This is a genomic window from Candidatus Methanoperedens sp. (assembly GCA_027460535.1).
Classification (GTDB): Archaea; Halobacteriota; Methanosarcinia; order Methanosarcinales; family Methanoperedenaceae; genus Methanoperedens.
This window is the reverse complement of the sequence record JAPZAR010000027.1, coordinates 45,231-65,050: the sequence shown is the minus strand read 5'-3', so window position 1 is coordinate 65,050 and position 19,820 is coordinate 45,231. Positions and strand designations below refer to the sequence as shown.

The window sequence follows — 19,820 nt, the reverse complement described above, 5'->3', positions numbered from 1 at the left end:
TGTAATTCCGCGGGTGGGGTGAAACTCCAAATTGCTTTTGTTAGAACAATTCAGCCAGAATCGATCTTAGGACGCTTTTCTAAGGCTTTTGGATGGCAAAGGAACATGAATGAAGTAATAGTGATGAAAAAAAATCAGCGAAAAAATGTCAGGACTGCATTTAACCTGAAAAAGAATACAATGCAAACCATCATACAAGGTTTGAAATACGATGCCGTTTAGATAATTATATTAATAGCGCTGGGGTGAGGAAATGGCACAAATAGCAGAGAAATTATTAAAACTGGTTTTATTTTATAAAATAATTCTTCTCTCTTTATCTATTCTTATCTCAGGTGCAATCATCGTCATACTGGTATCACCAGACAAAGACTTGATTTCCATTATCAGGGAGGATGTGTTCAAAGAAATAGGGATTGCATTGATAATCATTGGTTTTGCGATATTATTCTATGAATATTTCTTACGCAGGAATATGATGGATCTTATTGAGGAGTTTTTCAGAACCAACTTCATGTTCATGATAACACAACACTGTGAAAAAGTAAAATCAATAAGTGAATCTGTCAGGAAATCCGGACTTCTAAACGTGTATAAAAAAGGAGGAAGTACCGATATCCTTGATCTTGCCACAAAAAATATTAAATTGCTGGGTGTATCGCTCAATTATTATTTCTATCCCGACAGCGACGAATGGACAAGACTTAAATCTATTGTAGAGGAGGGATGTACTTTGCAGATCTTGATCTTGAATCCAGACTCACCACATGTAGCATATAGGGAAAAGGATGAAAACAATGAAAACCTCAAAGGTCAAATAATTCGCCTGCATAATCTTGAAAAAGAGTTTATGAAGAATTTAAAAGATGAATTTAAACAAAATGTGGAAATAAGATTTTACGATAACTATCCATTGTGCGCCATGACGATCATAGATGAAAATCTGATGAGAGTAACACCTTATTTATATAATAAGAGACGAAGAGCTTGTCCGACCATGGAATTCACGCGCAGCAAAGACGGAATATTTGAGTCATACCTGGAGCATTTTAATGACCTGTGGAAAAAAGCGGAAAATATCGGCATGAAATGAACAAGTAAAATAAAAAGGATCAAGCTAATTATGATAAAAGTATGAGCCGGATAGTAATAGCGATAGGCGGGAATGCAATATTGATCATGCAAAGTGAAGAGCAGCAGGAAAAGATAGAAGGAACATGCAGGGAATATCAACACAAACTTTTTGACACTATCGTAATTCCTAAACCTCCTCTATTTATCCACGATATATTCTGTAAGGAACCCGGGGTGCAAACCCACCGCATTGAACAAGATGGCAAGAATGAAGGCAGCCATCAGCCTGGCTCTTCCCTTGCTCAGATACCGCCTGGGTGATGTGGTTATGACCCGGTCTATGCGGGCAAGCCTGCCGAACTTCTTTGCTTTCCTGCAGATTTCCACATCCTCAAGGAAGGGAACATTATCGAACCCGCCCATCTTTTCAAAAATATCTTTTCTCATAAATATCCCGTAATCCCCGTAGAATGTCCCTGTGATCTTTGCGCGCATGTTCCCGATGGCGCTCTGGAGCTTTAAGAACGTATCAGGATTGGCAAAAGCCTGCCTGAAACCCCCACCTGCAGCCATTTCTTGATAAACCGTTCTCTCAATCAGAAAGAGCGAATCCTTCGGGATAAAACAGTCCACGTGGAGGAATAACAGGATATCTCCCCGGGCATTCTTTGCGCCCACGTTCATCTGGCTGGCCCTGCCGCGAGAACCTTCCAGCAGAATAAACCTGTGCTCGAATCCCTTCCTGCATCTTCCCGCTTCCTCCAATGTTCCGTCGCTACTTTTGCCGTCCACCAGTATCAGTTCAAAATCACCTTGCAGCTCCCTGAGATGAGAAATGAAAGGCTCGATATAGCCTTCCTCGTTGAGAAGCGGCGTAATTATAGAGATCATACGGATAGAGAAACTCTCAAATATTTAAAAATTAATATGGTTATCAGTGGGAACGTTAAAACTTGAATTAGACAAGGCCATGACAGTCGGCACAGCATTTTTATTGATAGGAATAGCATGGCTTTTATTCTGGCTCGGCCCCGCATACCCTTTATTTGAGAAAGACCCTCGCTGGGGGCATAACTTCATTATCCCCATAGTTTTCATAACGGTGGGCCTGGCATATAATCTGAGAAAGCTCTCCTGCCAGCTGATAACGGTCATTTCCGCTTTCGTGGTGACCATCCCGACCATGCTTGCCATCCTGCCGTGGGATACTGGTATTATCATCGCTATCGCGTTCCTCATCGTCGTTGTCATTTTATTCCTGGTTGAGAAAGGGGGCACCGAACTCATGCATCCGAATCCGAGACTCAGGGCGTGGCTTTCGATACATCTTTTGAACTTCTCCTATATCGGGCTTGCACACATGCCTCTGATATTCTTTGTGACAAGGTGGTCAAATCCGGCTCCTTTCCTCAATGACCTGCCGGTAGAACATGATATTCCCACGACCATCTTCAACGCCATGCTTTTGGTACTGATCCCGCTCGCTGCAATGGAGAGATATGTCAAAACGCTGGGAGGGTTTGCGGTCTCAAAGCTTTGTTTTGCCTGGGCCATTTTGATGATAATTATTCCTCTGCTTTCTATCCGATGAATTTGGAATCAATACAGATATATATGCTGAACAAGTTTACTGAATGCTGATGTGATATAAGATGGGTAACGAGTCTGTAATGACCTGCGGCTGCCTGCATCCGGATTATTCCGAAGAAATGAGGTATTTCAATGAAGGGAAAGTGTATTCCGTTCAGATCGAGTCAAATCTCGCCTGCCCCCAGGGATGCCTTTACTGTTATGCTTTTTCCGGGGGCGCACCGATGAAAGAGCTTCCGGCATCAGACATCCTTGCAGTCATTGATTCCGCGGCAGGGATGGGAGTTAAAGCCATCGACTGGCTCGGCGGCGATCCACTTGTGCGTGAAGACTGGTATGAACTGATGCAGTATGCCATGAATAAGGGTTTGAGGAACAATATCTGGACAAGCGGAATTCCACTGGAGAATAGAGATGTGGCAAGAAAAGCAGTCGAGATGTCAGAAGGGGGGTTCATATCAGTGCATCTTGATAGTCTTGATGAAGGAATATATGGCAGGCTCCACACAGGGGATCCGGAAAAGAAGATAAAAGCGATATTACAGGGCATTGATAATATCCAATCCCTTGGCAAGAGACCCGAGAATATGATCAACTGCATCACATTCACGAACCTTGTTGCCGGAGAGGATGTCAGGAGGACGACCAGATTCTTCTTCGAAGAAAAAGGTATGAGAACCTGCCTGACCCAGATGTGCATGGCAGGTCTTGCCCTGGAACATCCCGAATGGAGCCCCAGCATCCGGAATATCAGGGAAGCATGCGAGTTCAGGGATGAGGTCAACTACTCTAATTCAAGTCTTTCAATGAGCACCATGGATGCCAATAAGTTCTATTGCGGCGGGATTGTATGTGTTACCATTGACGGGGACGTTACACCATGTTCTGTCATAAGGAAAGGGTTTGGGAATATCCATGAGACTTCTCTGGAAAATATAATTGAGCAGCAGAGAGATAATCTCCTTCTAACTCACATCCGGAATCCGGGCAATATGCAGGGATACTGCGGGACATGTGAAAATAATTCGGTGTGCTGGGGATGCAGGGCGCAGGCATATTATGAAACAGGGGACATGCTCGCACCTGATCCAAAATGCTGGATGAACCCTGATAATTATTCAAATGCCGGAAAAATGAAAAATGGATAAAATTGTAAAAGGAAAAAGACTGGATTTCACCATAGCAGACGTTAATGGAATATATGAAGGCCCGGTGGGTGTATTATGGGAGGCGCTGATGGGGGAAGAAATTCACGTGGGGGGCGAGCGTGAGACAGAGATTCTGGCCGAGAAAGCGAGGATAACCAGGAACATGATGGTACTGGACGTGTGCAGCGCCCTGGGCGGGCCAGCGAGGCACCTGGCACGGAAGTATGGATGCAGGGTGAAGGGGCTTGACGCCACAATAAAGATGGTGAACGAAGCTACCGAGCGAACGAAAAGTGAAGGTCTCTCCCATCTTGTCACTTTCAGGCCGGGGAATGCCCTGGACATGCCTTTTCATGCAGGCACTTTCGATGTGGTTTGGGGGCAGGATGCCTGGTGCTATATTACAGATAAGAAAAAGCTGATAAGCGAGGCCCACAGGGTTCTGAAACCGGGAGGAACTATCGCTTTTACGGATTGGATACAGACAGGAAATATGACTGATATGGAGTGGGAGAACCTCAATAATTTCATGGCATTCCCATACATGGAAACGCTGGAGGGATATGAACAATTATTGATGGAAGAGGGTTTTGCGATTGTAGAAATAGAGGACATAAGCAAAGATTTTGTCTGTCATTGTCACATATACCAGAATAAGCTTCGCAACGAATTGAAAAATTTGATAATTGAGCAGTATGGAGAAAAGATATTCCAGGTGGCTGATCAGGGTCTTCATGAATGGGTCAGGGCTGCAGACGAGGGAAAAGTGGGATGGGGCAGGCTGATAGGTAAAAAGGCGTAAACCTATGGACGCGATTGTAATTATGGCCAAGGCACCTTTACCGAATGAAGTCAAGACCAGGCTGACCCCTCCGCTGAAACCGGAAGCAGCAGCTCGCCTCTATCATAATTTCCTGCTGGATAAGATTGAGCAGGTTAAAACTATAAAGGAAGCGCAACCCTTTTTGGCCTATACACCTGTCGCCGAAGAGAAATTTTTTCGAAGCATCATACCTCCTGCGTTTACTCTCATCAGCCAGGTGGGTGCTGATCTTGGTGAAAGACTTGCAAACATATCGAATATCCTGTTTGATCGAGGCTTTGAGAAGGTTGTGATGCTGGATAGCGATACTCCAAACCTGCCCCCGGATTATATACGGGAGGCGCTGCGACGATTGGATGAAGTTGATATTGTCATTGGGCCTTGCGAGGATGGAGGGTACTTCCTGGCAGGCATGAAAAGGAGCATACCTGAACTTTTCAAGGGAATCCCCTGGAGTACATCAGAGGTGACTTCGCATACAGTGAAGAAAGCGCGTGCCATGGGCCTCTTGATATCGCAGATCGAAAAATGGTATGACGTGGATACTATGGATGACCTCAGCCGCCTGAAGAGAGATATGTCATCAGGAGAAGAAAAAGGCAGTTTCTTCGCTGCTAATACTTTTAATTTTTTATCGGGGATGAAAATCGATTGATGGCTGGGATTAGCTGAAATGTGCAGAAAGAGGGATTATTTTTTCATCCCCTGGACCTTAATACTGACAACAGACCCGGCAACCTCGTGTATCTCTTCCTGCGAAATGTCAAAATTTTCAATAATAGCATTTGCCGTAGGATCGTTGGCCATTAGTTCGATAGGATAATGCGTTTCGTCGATCACTCTGACATCCCGGAATCCTGCATTCTTTATCGCCTGGAGGTATTCGGCTTTCATTATTGCTCCTGAAAGGCAGCCGATATAAGCCTCAATGGAATTTTTCAGTCCATCAGGCAGCTCTTTTAACAGAACAAGATCCGAGACCATCAATCTTCCTCCAGACCTCAAGACCCTGATAGCTTCTTTGAAAACCCTTTCCTTGTCAGGTGCGAGATTGATCACGCAATTTGAGATGATGACATCGACCGAATCATCTTGAGCAGGCAGGTTTTCGATTTCCCCGAGCCTGAATTCTACATTCGAATAATTGCCTTTCCTCGCATTTTCCCTGGCTTTCTGGATCATCTCGGGGGTCATATCCACACCAATGACTTTTCCCCCGACTCCCACCTTTTGGGCAGCGAGGAAGCAGTCAAAACCAGCGCCAGAACCAAGATCAAGCACCGTTTCACCTTTTTTCAGCGATGCAAGAGCCACAGGATTCCCGCATCCAAGACCCAAGTTTGCACCTTCAGGAACTGAACCGAGTTCTTCATCCGCATATCCTATCCTCTTGCTTATACCCACTGCAATTTCTTCGTTCTTACTTCCGCAACAGGCAGTTACAGGAGTGCAGCATGAGCTTTCTTTCCTGGCTATTTTGGCATATCCTTCCCTTACTACTTTCTTTATTTCTTCTTCTTTCATTTTGATTCCCTCTTTTTATAGAATTTCTTTCATTAGCGGCCCAAGCATATTTTTTACCATTTCAGCAAGCCCCTCTGATTTGATCAAGGAAATACAACAAACTTTTCCATCCTTTTCCCAGCTTACAAGCGCCAGCTTGTCTCCCGCATGGATATTTGCCTTATCCCTTATCTCCTTGGGAAGCACCATCTGTCCCCGGTCATCTATGCTTACAAGCGCTTCTACTTTACAGCAGCCCATTACTGCCCCTTCGCAGCAGGAGCCTTTTTCGGTTTTCTTGGCCATATTTGTCGATCAATGATTGGATTTCAGGATATTTAAACTTTTCTGATAAATCAGAATATTCTGAAAAAAATCAATAATATGTTTTTATATTGCATGTAACAATTATTGGAAAAAAAACAACGAGCTAATACTAACCCATACGGCCTTAGGTCGAGTTCTTTGTGAGTTCGTTCCAAGTTCGTTGTTTTATATTATGCAAATAAGCTGAGGCGATAACATTAATATACGATTTTTAGGCGGAGCAAGAGAAGTGGGACGGTCTGCAATACTTGTGGATGAGGAGCTTCTTCTTGATTATGGGATTAAACCCACTGACCCTCCCACGTTCCCAAAGAACGGGCTTCGTCCGAAAGCCCTCATAATATCTCACGGGCACCTCGATCACTGCGGGCTTGCGCCCAATCTAATGGACCTAAAGCCAGAAATATACTGCACGAACCTGACAGCCAGGCTGAGCGGGCTCCTGGCAAGGGACACTCTTAAAATAGCGAAAAATAAAGGGCACCACATACCGTATTATAACGAAGAAATCAAGGAGTTTGAGAGAAGCGCAAGGCCTGTAGCTTATGGAAAGGAATTCCAGACCTGCGGTTATACTGCATGTCTTTACGACGCGGGACATATTCCAGGCTCTGCATTGGTTTATCTTGAAAAAGGCAAACAAAGCCTGGTTTATACAGGCGACATAAATACTATCCAGACAGAACTCCAGGAAGGAGCGGACTCTGAGCTTCCCGATAGCGATATACTTTTGATAGAAAGCACATATTTTGGCAGAGACCACACGCCTCGAAAGACTCTTGAAGAGCGTTTTATCGAATCAGTAAAAGAAACGGTTGACAATGGCGGAAAAGCTATAATTCCGGCTTTCAGCATAGGAAGGACGCAGGAGATACTGCTTATCCTGAAAAAACACGGGCTCCATGCGTATGTTGACGGCATGGGTGTGGATGTATTCAACATTATGAAAGGATCGCCTGAATATGTGAGGGATATTAGCAAGCTTGAAAAGATGTTCACGAGCTCAAGCATTGTGGAGCCGGAAGAGCGGAAAGATATCATAAGGGAACCCTCGATAATAGTGACGAGCGCAGGGATGTTAAACGGCGGTCCTGTGCTTTATTATATCAACGAGATTTACAGAGACCATAAATCAAAGATCCACCTCACAGGTTATCAGGCAGAAGGAACAAACGGGAGAACGGCGCTGGAAAGAGGATATATAGTTGACAGGAGTGATATCATCCACCTTAATTGCCGGCTTGAAATGTACGATTTCTCGGCGCACTGCGGAGATACTCAGTTAAAAGACCTGGCAAAAAAATTCTGCGATAACGGAACGGAAACAGTTTTTACGGTCCATGGCGATAATACTTCCGGCTTTGCTGATTGGATAAAAGAAGAGATAGGCGTACAGTCATTTGCACCTGCCAATGGTGAAACGATTTACATATAACTATGCGAACAATAATTCTAAGACTCGGCCACCGTGTTCAGAGAGACCAGCGGATTACTACCCATGTGGCCCTTACGGCGCGTGCGCTGGGGGCAGAAGGTATGCTTCTAGATTCTGACGACGCGGGGATCGAGAAAAGCGTAAGTGAGGTAACAGAGAGATGGGGTGGCTCCTTCTATGTTAAGAGGATTTCGAACTGGAAAAGCGAGATCAAGAAATGGAAAGAGGAAGGAGGCAAAGTGATGCACCTAACAATGTACGGGGTCAATCTTCCGGATGCGATTGATGAAATAGTAACTCACGATCTTTTAATAGTGGTTGGAGCGGAAAAAGTGCCTCCTGAGATATACGATATGGCAGACTGGAATATTGCTCTCGGGAACCAGCCCCATTCAGAAGTTGCAGCCCTTGCGGTGGTCCTCGATCGACTTGCGGCTGCGGCAGGCAAAGACCCCCTGAAATCTGAATTTGAAGGTGGAGAGATTGAGATCGTTCCGAAAAGACGGGGAAAAGAGGTAAGGAACAAATGAGAATCCTGGTGATCGGCAACAGTACCCGCGGTGTTGTCTGCTCTGCGAAAAAGGCAGGATATACGGTCTATGCCCTTGACCGCTTTGGCGATGTGGATATGCGTAAATGTGCCGACAAGTATGGATTTTTTGAAGGCATGCCTGAAAGAAGATTGTATGAACTTGCTTCAGCTTTTGGCGAGGTCGATTCCGTGGTACTGATGCCTGGTTTTGAGAAACTGAGATTTAAAAATGTCCTGAATAACAGGCTCCAGGTTTTGGAGGAAGTCAATGACAAACTTAAGATTGCAGAGAATTTTAGCAAAATGGATATACCTCACCCCGAAACCAGGTCATTGAACAAGGCATCAGAGCTTGGATTCCCCTTGATGATCAAACCAAGGTTCGGCTCAGGCGGGATACAGAATTCAGTTCTCAGGGATGAAGACGATCTGTCATCGTTCATGGAAAGGAGCAACACAGAGGAGTTCATAGCACAGGAATTCGTGGAAGGAATTCCATGCAGCGCATCTTTGATCGGCAATGGCGATGAAGCAGTCATAGTTGCTTTAAATGAACAGCTTATCGGGATTCCCTGGCTTACCAGGTTGCCATTTGCATACTGCGGCAACATCACGCCATTCAATTCAAAATTCAATAACGAGATGATACAATATGCCACCAGGATCGCCCTGGAATTCAGGCTCCTGGGCTCCAATGGTGTGGATTTCATGCTGACTGAAAAAGGGGTATCTGTCCTAGAGGTAAATCCCCGTTTTCAGGGTAGTATTGACACGGTCGAGCTTTCCATGGGGATCAATATTTTTGACGCCCATGTCAAATCTTTTAGCGGCGAACTTCCGGAACGTGGGAAGCCGGTATGCTTTGCCGCGAAAGCCATAGTTTATGCGAATAGGAACATCGTAATAAATGAAAAAATCTCAGGTACTCTTGCCAGATGCATGGAAAAAGGTAGAGCTTCCGACATTCCACAGGCAGGCTGGATAGTAAGACCTGATGAACCGGTGGTTACAGTTCTTGAAACTGGTAAGACGCGGGAAATAGTCCTCGAAAAAATTGGAACATCCTCACGCAAGATCAAGGAAATAACGGAAGCTTAAAGAACTTATAAAAACAAATAAAGTATGGTGATATTTTTGGCAGATTTAAGTGATCCTGTTATTAAAGGTTATCTCGCAAGGCTTGTTGGTGAGGAGGGGTTCAAAGTCGTAGAAAATATGCCTGAAGGCGAGGTCACTGATGAAAAGATCGCAGAGGCGACAGGGGTTTTGCTGAATATTGTGAGGAGAACGCTTTTCATATTATATGAGAATCGTCTCGCAGTTTATCGAAGAGTAAGGGATACTGACAGCGGCTGGCTTACTTATTTATGGAAGCTTGACCTTAGCAATCTGGACGGCCAGCTTGAGCTCGAATCGAAGAGACTTTTGAAAAATCTCAAGACAAAACTTGAATTTGAGGAAGATAAGGTGTTTTATACCTGCAAAAACAATTGCGAACGTTTTCTATTTGAGACGGCGGCTGAGCTTAGTTTTATCTGTCCGGTTGACGGTGAGGAACTTGAGTATCAGGAAAATGAAGCCATAATAAAATCTCTCAAAAAGAGGATTACAGAGCTTGAAGAAATGACTTCAGGTGCTACCGCTTGAATGAGAAGGATGCTATAGGTCTGCTCATTAGTTCCGGTTGTTCTTCCAGTGTCATTGGGCATTGCAGGACCGTTGCCGCATATGCGAGGAGAATTGCGTTCGATATTGAGAAGTGTGCAAAAAAAAAAGGGACTTCAGTTAATATTGATATCGATGCTATTTATCTGGGTGGTTTGCTTCATGACATAGGCAGGGCAAAAACACATGGCATTGGGCACGCAGTCGCTGGTTCTATAATAGCTCTTGAAAACGGATTAAGCGATAAAGTTGTAAATATTATAGAGCGGCACATAGGGGCTGGAATTTCCCGGGAAGAAGCGGTTGCCCTCGGTCTCCCGGAGAAGGATTACTTCCCTGTAACAATGGAAGAAAAGATAGTCGCACATGCGGATAATCTTGTTTTTGGTGAAAAGGTGGGTACCATTGATGAGCTTGTCCTGAACCTTCAAAAAAAACAGGTTGATGAAAAAATAATTCGCCGCATCATCGATCTAAATGATGAGATTACTGCAATGATATGCTAACAGGTTTGTGCTTTCTCACTCAGTGCGTTTTTGATTATGTCCACGTATTCCTCTTTTAACGAGTATACTGTTGGTATCTTGTATGATTCCTTGTAAGCATGGAGAATTCCGAGTTTTGAATGGATATATCCCAGCGTTGAGGCAACCGCACTGTAGGAAACCCTGAATTTTCTGTTAAGTTCACGGTATAGCATGTCCACGGTTACCTTTTTTAATTTAAGCAGTATATTTATTATGAATTCCCTGATACCATCTATATCAAGCTCAAGATATACTTCTATGCGTCTCTTAATTCTAATTTTGAGTGACTCCATCGAACCACCGGATAATTAAAAGTTTCTTTTATTGTATATATACTTTTCTGAAATTATATTTAATTTTCTTTTTATAAAAGAAATCTACCTGTGATATTTTTATATATACCCAAAACATAGAGGGACGATAGGAGATGCAAATGATAGAGATTACAGACGCAGCGGCATCAGAATTGAAACAGTTGCTTGAAAAAGAAAAGAAAAGCGACCACGGCTTGCGGATATTCGCCGCAGGGATAGGTTGCAGCGGTGTACAATATGGACTCACATTGGAAAAAACCCCAAAAACAGGGGACGAGGTCCAGGAAAACAATGGAATAAAATTATTTTTTAGTAAAGACATTCAAAATGAAATGGACGAGCTGAAAATCGATTTCATCGATAATGATTACGGAAAAGGTTTCATAATAGATAATCCTCATGCACGGTGCGGTTCAGGGTGCGGAAGTTGCGGGTGATCTAAATGTTCCCCGGTCTTGGAAAAGGTATCAATCCACGCAAGATGGCTTCCATGATGAAGCAGATGGGAATCGACATAAACGAGATCGAAAATGTGGAAGAGGTCATCATCCGCACACCCGAAAAGGACATAGTATTCAAAGATGCCCAGGTCTCCATAATGGATGCGAGGGGAACGAAAACCTACCAGGTCGTCGGAACGCCCCAGGAAATCGCACGTGAGGTAAGAATTCCCGAGGAAGACGTCAAACTCGTGATGGAACAGGCAAAATCAAGTGAAACAGAGGCCAGAAATGCACTCAAGGAAACAAAAGGTGATATTGCGGCCGCTATTTTAAAGCTCAGTAAGACCTGATTTTCTCTTATGAATATCTTTTTATTGGTTCAGTCACTTTAGTGTAGAAGAGTCTAATGGCAACGTCGAGCAAAAAAATCGGATTTATCGGCACTGGAAAGATGGGTGAGGCACTCATCAAAGGAATACTCGCATCCGGCCTTTTTTCCCCTGATAAAATATATGCAAGCGATGCGGACTTTAAGAAACTTGAGTCGCTGCACAATGAGTACAAAATAAACATCTGCAAGGACAATTGCGATTCTGTTCTCAATTCAGATATACTGGTGATAGCAGTAAAACCGCAGATTGTTCCGAAAGTCCTTGATGAGATCAAAAATTCAATAAAGAACCAGCTCATAATTTCAATAGCAGCAGGCGTATCAATAGAGACATTTGAAAATGCCCTGCCCCGCGGTGCAAAAGTTATCCGGGTAATGCCCAATATAGCAGCGACCGTAAAAGAAGCGGCGTCTGCCATCAGTCCGGGAAGCGCGGTATCGAACGAGGATGTAGCAGTTGCAAGTGGGATCTTTAATGCCGTCGGGCGGACTGTCATATTGCCTGAGCACCTCATAGATGCAGTAACAGGACTTTCAGGAAGCGGCCCGGCATATATTTTCATGATAATTGAAGCGCTTGCCGACGGCGGGGTGCATGAAGGTCTTGACAGGAACACGGCGAAATTGCTGGCAGCCCAGACAGTTCTTGGCGCAGCCAGAATGGTATTGGATAACGGGACCCACACAGGGGAGTTAAGGGATATGGTGACATCGCCGGGCGGGACGACTATAAGAGGCATCAGGGTCATGGAAGAGCGCGGCGTACGTGTTGCAATGATGAATGCGGTGATAGCGGCATGCGAACGCTCAAAGGAACTTGGCAGAAAAAACAGTTAAATAAGTTCAATTAGTTTTGACGAATAATATAAATGGCTTAAAATTCTCTAATTGAAAAATATTATGAAGCTTTGCACCTTCGGGGTAGCAACATGATAAACCGCCAGGAACGCAATGAACTAAAAATCATACCAGCAGCCATGTTAATAATTTTGGCCGGAATAAAAGTATACAAAGTATACAAGTAAACTATGAATTTCCTTATCGAGATAGAGAAAAAAGCAAGGCATAACCATGCAAGAATAGGTGTCGGGATCGGGAAAAATTCAGAAAAACTCATCAAGAACGCTGAGAGTGCGGCTGAGTATGCAGATGTTGTGCTCGTGGGCGACAAGGAGCACATCAGGCCAAGCAGGCTTGAAATAATCCACTCGTTGGAACCTTCTCGAACGCTCATAGAGTTGCTGGATTCCGGAGAAATAGATGGCGCTGTGAGGGGTACGCTGAGTGCCACAAAAACTCTATCCGCATTGAAAATCTCACTCGGGACGACCAGATTATTCAGGATCGCTTTGCTGGAAACAGCAGATGGGAGACCTTTCTTCCTTGCGCCAGTAGGCATCGACGAGGGAAATACGGTAGCGAGTAAGATCGAATTGATAAGAAAAGGTGTTGAGCATATTGGACGACTGGATATAGAAGCAAAAGTGGGCATCCTCTCAGGCGGGCGCTTTGAGGATAAAGGCAGGGATGAGCGGGTGGATATGACGCTTGTTGATGCAGAGATCGTAACAAAAAAAGTTTGCGAGCTGGGGATAGATGCAAAAAATTATTCTATACTGATAGAAGATGCCGTAAAAGAGGCGAATTTCATCATCGCACCGGATGGGATCTCAGGCAATCTTATTTTCAGGACCCTTGTGTTCCTGGGTGGAGGCCATGGGTATGGAGCGCCTGTGCTGATGGAAAAGGTTTTCGTGGACACCTCAAGGGTCAAAGAGGATGCTGCGAGGGCCATTATGCTCGCAAGCGCGTTAATGCGCTAACAAGAACATGTCCCTCAGAGATATTCTGAAAGATAAACTTCCTGAGAAAAAACTTTCTCTTCTCCCGAAAGGCTTTGAGGTCATAGGGGATATCGCCATTATCAATATCCCGCTACAGCTTGAAGATGAAAAGCATCTCATTGCGCAGGCCCTCGTCTCACACAGGAGGGGTGTTATGGTGGTTCTTCGAAAAACGAACAAACTCCATGGTACGAAGCGCGTTGGGGATTTCGAGATACTGTTAGGGGACAGGACAACCACGGTACACAGGGAGAATGGGTGCGATTTCCATGTGGACATAGCCAGAACCTATTTTTCAGGCAAAATGTACTTTGAGCGGAAAAGGATAGCGGAACTGGTGAGAAACGGCGAGGACGTTCTCGTATTATTCTGCGGCGCAGGGCCATTTTTGATACCCATCGCGAAAACAAGGAATGTCAATATAATCGGGATTGAGAATAATCCCCTTGCATGCACTTTCTGCAAGAAAAATACAGAGTTGAATAAGGTCGATGCTGATATCATTCTGGGTGATGCGAACTCGATTAATCTTATCTTCAGAAAGGATTTTGACAGGATCGTGATGCCGACTCCATACGGGCAGGATTATTTCCTGAGTCTTGCACGCTTTATATTGAAACCAGAAGGAACTATCCATTTCTATACATTTAAAAAAGATTTTGAAATTGCTCATTTTAAGAGATTGCTGGAAGAAAAAGGATGGAGGGTCAGGTCTTATCGAAATTGCGGGGGAGTGGCACCGCGGGTGAACAGGTATGTTTTTGATATGCAAATGATCTGAATGCATTTATCTGAGGGAATGAGGTAGTGTTATAATACTAAATGTGCCAATAACTAATCCTGCAGATGAGATACTTGGCTCATATCTCGTGGTCATGTTCATTTTTCTGCTTATCAGTTGGTCTGCATGAGACAGGCCACATTATTTTTATAAGTTGAATATAAGAGAGGATTTCGATCAATCTGTAATTTTCGTTGACTTCTGAAAATATGCAACCGGTGATTTCATGTTAAATCCCGCAAGCTGCGGCGCTTCCTCAGGACTATGGGGTCGCAACCCCTCACTATAAAGCTAATGTTGACCGAAAGTGTTTATAGTACGCTAATCCGCGGTTAGTTTGATCGTGTCAAACGTAATGTAATGGTCACATGTCTCAGGCTGTGGGACAGAATTAAGTCGAGTATAAATTTAGACAGACGCCAGCGCAAAATAGAGCAGTTCCAATTCTATCATCCCTTTTTTGTCCCACCGTCCATCTAAGCAACCTCTTATCCGCTGAAAATCCAAATTCAGAATTATTTGTGAGAAAATATTGTCCAAGGGCTTTGGGACAAAAAGATTAGATTGATGCACGTCTGCCGCCATATAAAGCCGGCAAGTGCTTTTGACATGTGCTTTTTAACATATGCTTTTGATATATGCTTTTGATATATGCTTTTGATATATGCTTTTGATATATGCAATTAAATCTTAATCCTTTTTAAGGAATTAATTCTAATATTTTTTAAAAGCGGGATGCTTTTGGGGGGATAAATGACAAAATGATAGGATATCTGTCCATATAAAATTTAATAGAAATAATAAGCGGAGATATAAATCGCTTCGAGGTTTAATCTCCGCAAAAAAGCAAAATAAGGAGTGAAATAAAGAACGCGAAAAAAGGAGAAAAATATATGGTAAATAATAATGAACATAAATTAAAAAGAACAATATATGCAAGCATTGTATTAATGTTGCTTACTGCTGGATTGACATTATTTATGTTGAACAGCAGTGCTGCCGTTCCGAGCAGCCACACATCAGACACTGGCAATGTCACCACAGTGGACAGCCAGACTCTGGGTGCAAATGCTGCAAAGGATACTCTGAATAAAATTGATCCGCTGAAAAGACGAGAAATGATGATAGATATGCTTGCCAAGAGGAAGGCTGCAGCAGAAAAGTTGAAAAAATCTCTTGGAAAGAAGGGGAAAGCAGCGGTTGGACCCGCAACGATTGCACCTGCAGCGGTTGGAATCGCAGCCATCGCACAACCCGGGCCGGGTACTACACCTGACTATTTCGGCATTTGGCCTAACTATGCCAACAGCCCGCTTCCGGCAGTAACCACAATCGGGAATCCGTTGATCGGGCGGGCGATTCCCACAGACAATGCGGCGAACGTATTCGTTGTCAATACCCATGCCCCGCTGTCAAATGGGACACTCTCATCATTCCAGACATATAATCAGCCGGGATCAGGGCCAAATACATTTAATGCCTACGTGTTGCAGCCCACAGGTGTTCCGAACCAATATACAGTAATTTTTGATAGCGGACCGTTGACAGTACCATCTGTAACGATTGGACAAGTACAGACTTTTACAGTAACGCCAACCACCGTTCAAGCAGGCGACCTGATTGCCCATTACGGGCAAGGGATTGCCGTCGACATTCCAGCTACGCCAGGCGGAGTGGGAAATGACACCTTACTTTATCCGGCTGCTGCGGCCCCTATAAATGGTTCTATAATCAACCTTGGGGATGTCAATTACCCGATGTTCAGCACCGATCGAACCTACTCCATAGCGGTCACTGTCATTTCCGGGGGTATAAGGAAATTCATCAATCCATTACCGAGTCTAACAATTGCCACTCCGACTCCCTGCACATATTCCAGCCAGCCGGCTGATTGCTATGAAATTGAGCTAAGAGAGTACACCCAGGAAATGCATTCAGACCTTCCCCCGACAAAACTGAGGGGATATGTGCAGGTAATGAATGGGGTGGACGTCGCACCTATCAGTTATCTTGGGCCCGTGATCATCGCCACGCGTGACAAGCCAGTTCGCGTCAAGTTCACCAACAAGCTTCCCACAGGTGCCGGAGGCGACCTCTTCCTTCCGGTGGACACAACTTATATGGGGGCGGGGGATGGTCCCAATGCTACTATGAGTACGGATTGTTCGGCGACGCCAAAGCCTACAACCTGTTACTCTGAGAACCGAGCCACCCTGCATCTTCACGGTGGAACCACTCCATGGATCAGTGACGGGACCCCCCATCAGTGGACTACTCCTGCTGGAGAGATTACCGATTACCCTGAAGGTGTGAGTGTGTCCAACGTCCCTGACATGCCCGATCCCGGCGCTGGCTCGCTGACCTTTTACTATACCAACCAGCAGAGCGCCAGGCTGATGTTCTATCACGACCATGCCTACGGGATCACCCGTCTAAATGTCTATGCCGGTGAGGCATCAGGCTACCTGTTGACAGACCAGTTCGAGCAAGATTTGATCAATGGTACCAACATAGCGGGAGCAAATCCTTTGAATGCAGCAGTACTCCCGGGCGTCGGAATTCCCCTTGTCATCCAGGACAAGACATTCGTGCCCGACAACACCACACCATTCACGAACCAGATGGGCACCTTTGCCTCGCAACTGATGGCTCAGGATCCTACATGGAATTCGACGAAGTGGGGAGGCTATGGCCAGCTCTGGTATCCCCACGTCTACATGCCCAACCAGAACCCGGGGGACCTAACAGGAGCTAACCCAATGGGCAGATGGGATTACGGCCCGTGGTTCTGGCCGCCGTTTACAGGCTTACAATTCGGGCCGATCCCGAACCCCAACTTCAATGCCAGTTGCGTTTCCAGCGCCACGCAGTATTGCGAGGGGCCTGAGATCCCCGGGACGCCAGATGCGCGGTTGATTTCGCCGTCCGGCGTGCCTGAAGCGTTCATGGACACCCCGCTTGTCAACGGCAAAGCCTACCCGGTCCTCAACGTGCCAGCAGGACCTGTTCGCTTCCGCATACTTAACGCAGCTGACGACCGGTTCTGGAACCTGCAGCTGTATGTTGCCGACCCGAATGTGACCACCGTAGATGGTCGGAAGAATACCGAAGTCAAGATGGTTCCTTTCAACTCGAACCAGAACTTGATCACTCCCTTCCCTACCTGGTGGTATACCATTATACCAGGTGGCTTTACCTTCGATGACCGTGAGGGTGGCGTCCCGGATCCGAACACCAGGGGCCCAGCAATGATCCAAATCGGCACCGAGGGCGGATTCATGCCTGCTCCAATGGTGGTAAAAAACCAGCCGATCAACTACGTCTACAACCGCAGAGACATAACCGTAGGGAATGTCAAAGAGAAGGCACTCTTCCTCGGACCGGCTGAGAGGGCGGATGTCATTGTTGACTTCTCCAGGTTCGCAGGAAAGACCCTGATCCTCTATAGCGACTCGCCCGCGCCTGTTCCGGCTGCTGATCCCCGTCTTGACTACTATACGAATGACTCAGACCAGACCAGTTCTGGCGGTGCACCATCGACCCTGGCAGGCTACGGTCCCAACACCCGCACCATCATGCAAATCCATGTAGGTGCAGGACCTGATTCGTCCGCGCCCGTCGACGATGTCAACGCAACCATTTTGACGGCCTTGCAAACAGCGTTACCTGCTGTGTTTAATGCGTCCCAAGACACCATTCTCGTGCCTCAGGCTCCTTACAATAGCGTCTACAACCCGCCTGCTCCAGGTTTCCCTGGCAATGCAAGTGCGTATGTGAAAATCCAGGACACCAATTTCACCTTCGACCCAATCGGCCCAACAGGCGCTATCAGGATGGAAATGGAGCCAAAGGCCATCATCGAGGACTTCACAACTGACTATGGTCGGATGAATGCCATCCTTGGTAACGAAATAAGGCATACTAACAATGTTGGGCAGACATCCATCATCCAGGCATACATCGATCCACCCGTGGAACTTATAAACATAACGGACATTGGCACTCCCATAGGGTCTCTAAACGATGGAACCCAGATATGGAAGATCACGCACAACGGCGTTGATACCCATGCCATCCATGTCCACCTGTTCAACGTACAGGTGATAAACCGGGTCGGGTGGGACGGTGCCATCAGGCCCCCAGACCCCAACGAGCTGGGCTGGAAGGAAACTGTGCGGATGAACCCGCTGGAAGACATCATCGTGGCGTTGAGGCCACTTAAGCTCACGAACCTCCCCTTCAAGATTCCCAACAGCATTCGACCGATGGATGTGACGCGTCCACTAGGTTCGACGACGGGATTTACTAATGTAGACCCGAACGGCAACCCGGTAACTCCTGTCATAACCAATCAGTTGGTCAATTTCGGCTGGGAGTATGTCTACCACTGCCACCTGCTTGGGCATGAAGAAAACGACATGATGCGACCAGTAGTGGTGTCTGTTCCACCGGCTGCGCCTTCCAACCTGATTGCCACAGGGCTCAGTGGTCCGCTGAGAGTGGATTTGACCTGGACAGACAACTCTGTCGACGAGATAAACTTCACTATCCAGAGGGCAACGGATCCTGGCTTCACGACAGGACTGACGACTTTCATGGTTGCAGGGAGCGTTCCGAACAGGGCAACCGGAGGGATCCTGGCATTTAACGACAGCACGGTTGCAGCCAACACCAGCTACTACTACCAGGTGCTGGCTTCCAACGTGGTCGGTATCCTCAATATGGGCGCCTATCCCAACAATACCGTCAACTCGGCACCCTCCAATAGTGTCACGGTGGGCCCCCCGGCTGCGGCTCCATCGAGCCTGACGGCAGCTCAGCCTAATCCTGCAAATAACGCCCCCGTCGTTGTCAACTGGACGGATAATTCCCCCAATGTCTCCAATCCGCCCAACTTCAATGCCGAGACGAGCTTCATCGTCCAGAGAAGAACCAATGGTGGTACTACGTGGATTAACGTAGCAACCTTGCCGGCCCACCCGGGGACTGGCCCCATGACATACACGAACCCCACCACAGGTCAGGACGGTGTGAAACGCAGGACAACCTACACATACCGTATCCTGGCAACTAATATCTTCGGTTCCAGTACGTCCACCAACGTGGCTGCAATTACGACGAGGTAGTAACAAATGCCGTTATTCGGGGAAGGATTTTACCTCTCCCCGAATTCTTTTTTTTCTGCTCTTTAGTATCGAAAACATGTGAAAAGGTAACCCGATCCCTAAGATATTATTTCAGAAAGGGAATCTGAGTGTCTTTGCAGATTGGGAGTCTCTGGGAAGCAAGAAATATACTTGGTATAATCTTTGTTCTTCCGCCGGCGATCGCGGGAGCTTTATCCCGCCAATTTTTCTGTTACTGTGCTTGCTTTCGGCGCTATAGCAATGGAACTTCAGAATTATAACAAACTATTCAGTCTT

The 19,820-nt window shown here is 45.9% G+C and carries 21 protein-coding genes; 17 read left to right on the top strand and 4 right to left on the bottom strand.

Going from position 1 to position 19,820, the window contains the following annotated elements:
• Nucleotides 1-18: 18 nt before the first annotated feature.
• A complete protein-coding gene (locus O8C65_11630; GenBank protein MCZ7357575.1) occupies nucleotides 19-222 on the top strand; it encodes a hypothetical protein in 204 nt (67 codons plus the stop codon).
• 31 nt (nucleotides 223-253) lie between these two features.
• Nucleotides 254-1,093: a DUF5919 domain-containing protein gene (locus O8C65_11625; GenBank protein MCZ7357574.1), complete on the top strand. Its 840-nt coding sequence runs from the start codon at nucleotides 254-256 to the stop codon at nucleotides 1,091-1,093.
• Nucleotides 1,094-1,272: 179 nt separating this feature from the next.
• Here O8C65_11625 and O8C65_11620 read toward each other — a convergent pair whose 3' ends face one another.
• Complete coding sequence (locus O8C65_11620; protein ID MCZ7357573.1) at nucleotides 1,273-1,965, bottom strand: TIGR04283 family arsenosugar biosynthesis glycosyltransferase; 693 nt, start codon at nucleotides 1,963-1,965, stop codon at nucleotides 1,273-1,275.
• A gap of 46 nt (nucleotides 1,966-2,011) precedes the next feature.
• Between O8C65_11620 and O8C65_11615 the strand changes: the two genes are divergently transcribed.
• The 4 genes from O8C65_11615 (at nucleotide 2,012) to O8C65_11600 (ending at nucleotide 5,290) form a co-directional block, all read left to right on the top strand.
• Nucleotides 2,012-2,665: a hypothetical protein gene (locus tag O8C65_11615; protein MCZ7357572.1), complete on the top strand. Its 654-nt coding sequence runs from the start codon at nucleotides 2,012-2,014 to the stop codon at nucleotides 2,663-2,665.
• Between the two features lie 61 nt (nucleotides 2,666-2,726).
• Entirely contained in the window at nucleotides 2,727-3,812 is a 1,086-nt protein-coding gene (locus O8C65_11610; protein MCZ7357571.1) for a radical SAM protein, read from the top strand.
• Nucleotides 3,805-4,614 (top strand): methyltransferase domain-containing protein, encoded by an 810-nt coding sequence (locus tag O8C65_11605; protein ID MCZ7357570.1) that lies wholly within the window; start codon nucleotides 3,805-3,807, stop codon nucleotides 4,612-4,614. The genes O8C65_11610 and O8C65_11605 overlap by 8 nt, the downstream gene beginning before the upstream one ends.
• A 4-nt stretch (nucleotides 4,615-4,618) precedes the next feature.
• Entirely contained in the window at nucleotides 4,619-5,290 is a 672-nt protein-coding gene (locus O8C65_11600; protein MCZ7357569.1) for a TIGR04282 family arsenosugar biosynthesis glycosyltransferase, read from the top strand.
• Nucleotides 5,291-5,325: 35 nt separating this feature from the next.
• Here the strand turns inward: O8C65_11600 and arsM are convergent, their stop codons facing one another.
• Nucleotides 5,326-6,159, bottom strand: coding sequence for an arsenite methyltransferase (gene arsM / locus O8C65_11595; GenBank protein ID MCZ7357568.1), 834 nt, complete (start codon nucleotides 6,157-6,159; stop codon nucleotides 5,326-5,328).
• A 15-nt stretch (nucleotides 6,160-6,174) separates the two neighbouring features.
• On the bottom strand, nucleotides 6,175-6,444 hold the full coding sequence (locus O8C65_11590; GenBank protein ID MCZ7357567.1) for an HgcAB-associated protein: 270 nt from the start codon (nucleotides 6,442-6,444) through the stop codon (nucleotides 6,175-6,177).
• 250 nt (nucleotides 6,445-6,694) lie between these two features.
• On the opposite strand from O8C65_11590, the gene O8C65_11585 reads away from it, so the two are divergent.
• The 5 genes from O8C65_11585 to O8C65_11565 are packed head-to-tail and all read left to right on the top strand — an operon-like array spanning nucleotide 6,695 to nucleotide 10,603.
• Complete coding sequence (locus O8C65_11585) at nucleotides 6,695-7,900, top strand: MBL fold metallo-hydrolase (protein ID MCZ7357566.1); 1,206 nt, start codon at nucleotides 6,695-6,697, stop codon at nucleotides 7,898-7,900.
• Nucleotides 7,901-7,902: 2 nt separating this feature from the next.
• A complete protein-coding gene (locus tag O8C65_11580; GenBank protein MCZ7357565.1) occupies nucleotides 7,903-8,430 on the top strand; it encodes a tRNA (cytidine(56)-2'-O)-methyltransferase in 528 nt (175 codons plus the stop codon).
• On the top strand, nucleotides 8,427-9,530 hold the full coding sequence (locus O8C65_11575; GenBank protein ID MCZ7357564.1) for an ATP-grasp domain-containing protein: 1,104 nt from the start codon (nucleotides 8,427-8,429) through the stop codon (nucleotides 9,528-9,530). The genes O8C65_11580 and O8C65_11575 overlap by 4 nt, the downstream gene beginning before the upstream one ends.
• A gap of 36 nt (nucleotides 9,531-9,566) precedes the next feature.
• Complete coding sequence (locus O8C65_11570) at nucleotides 9,567-10,079, top strand: transcription factor (GenBank protein ID MCZ7357563.1); 513 nt, start codon at nucleotides 9,567-9,569, stop codon at nucleotides 10,077-10,079.
• Nucleotides 10,076-10,603, top strand: a complete 528-nt coding sequence (locus O8C65_11565) for an HD domain-containing protein (protein ID MCZ7357562.1) — start codon at nucleotides 10,076-10,078, stop codon at nucleotides 10,601-10,603. The genes O8C65_11570 and O8C65_11565 overlap by 4 nt, the downstream gene beginning before the upstream one ends.
• On the opposite strand, the gene O8C65_11560 is transcribed toward O8C65_11565, so the two are convergent.
• Nucleotides 10,600-10,917 (bottom strand): DUF2551 domain-containing protein, encoded by a 318-nt coding sequence (locus O8C65_11560; protein ID MCZ7357561.1) that lies wholly within the window; start codon nucleotides 10,915-10,917, stop codon nucleotides 10,600-10,602. The genes O8C65_11565 and O8C65_11560 overlap by 4 nt on opposite strands.
• A 140-nt stretch (nucleotides 10,918-11,057) precedes the next feature.
• On the opposite strand from O8C65_11560, the gene O8C65_11555 reads away from it, so the two are divergent.
• The 6 genes from O8C65_11555 to O8C65_11530 all read left to right on the top strand — a co-directional run bounded on the left by O8C65_11555 (nucleotide 11,058) and on the right by O8C65_11530 (nucleotide 19,523).
• Nucleotides 11,058-11,375 (top strand): iron-sulfur cluster assembly accessory protein, encoded by a 318-nt coding sequence (locus tag O8C65_11555; protein ID MCZ7357560.1) that lies wholly within the window; start codon nucleotides 11,058-11,060, stop codon nucleotides 11,373-11,375.
• A gap of 5 nt (nucleotides 11,376-11,380) precedes the next feature.
• Nucleotides 11,381-11,731 (top strand): nascent polypeptide-associated complex protein, encoded by a 351-nt coding sequence (locus tag O8C65_11550; protein MCZ7357559.1) that lies wholly within the window; start codon nucleotides 11,381-11,383, stop codon nucleotides 11,729-11,731.
• Between the two features lie 56 nt (nucleotides 11,732-11,787).
• Nucleotides 11,788-12,609 carry a pyrroline-5-carboxylate reductase gene (gene proC, locus O8C65_11545; GenBank protein MCZ7357558.1) on the top strand — a complete coding sequence of 274 codons (822 nt, stop codon included), beginning with the start codon at nucleotides 11,788-11,790 and terminating at the stop codon, nucleotides 12,607-12,609.
• 191 nt (nucleotides 12,610-12,800) lie between these two features.
• Nucleotides 12,801-13,595 carry a methanogenesis marker protein Mmp4/MtxX gene (mtxX, locus tag O8C65_11540; protein ID MCZ7357557.1) on the top strand — a complete coding sequence of 265 codons (795 nt, stop codon included), beginning with the start codon at nucleotides 12,801-12,803 and terminating at the stop codon, nucleotides 13,593-13,595.
• A gap of 7 nt (nucleotides 13,596-13,602) precedes the next feature.
• Nucleotides 13,603-14,397 carry a class I SAM-dependent methyltransferase family protein gene (locus O8C65_11535; protein ID MCZ7357556.1) on the top strand — a complete coding sequence of 265 codons (795 nt, stop codon included), beginning with the start codon at nucleotides 13,603-13,605 and terminating at the stop codon, nucleotides 14,395-14,397.
• A gap of 893 nt (nucleotides 14,398-15,290) precedes the next feature.
• Entirely contained in the window at nucleotides 15,291-19,523 is a 4,233-nt protein-coding gene (locus O8C65_11530) for a hypothetical protein (protein MCZ7357555.1), read from the top strand.
• Nucleotides 19,524-19,820: the final 297 nt, after the last annotated feature.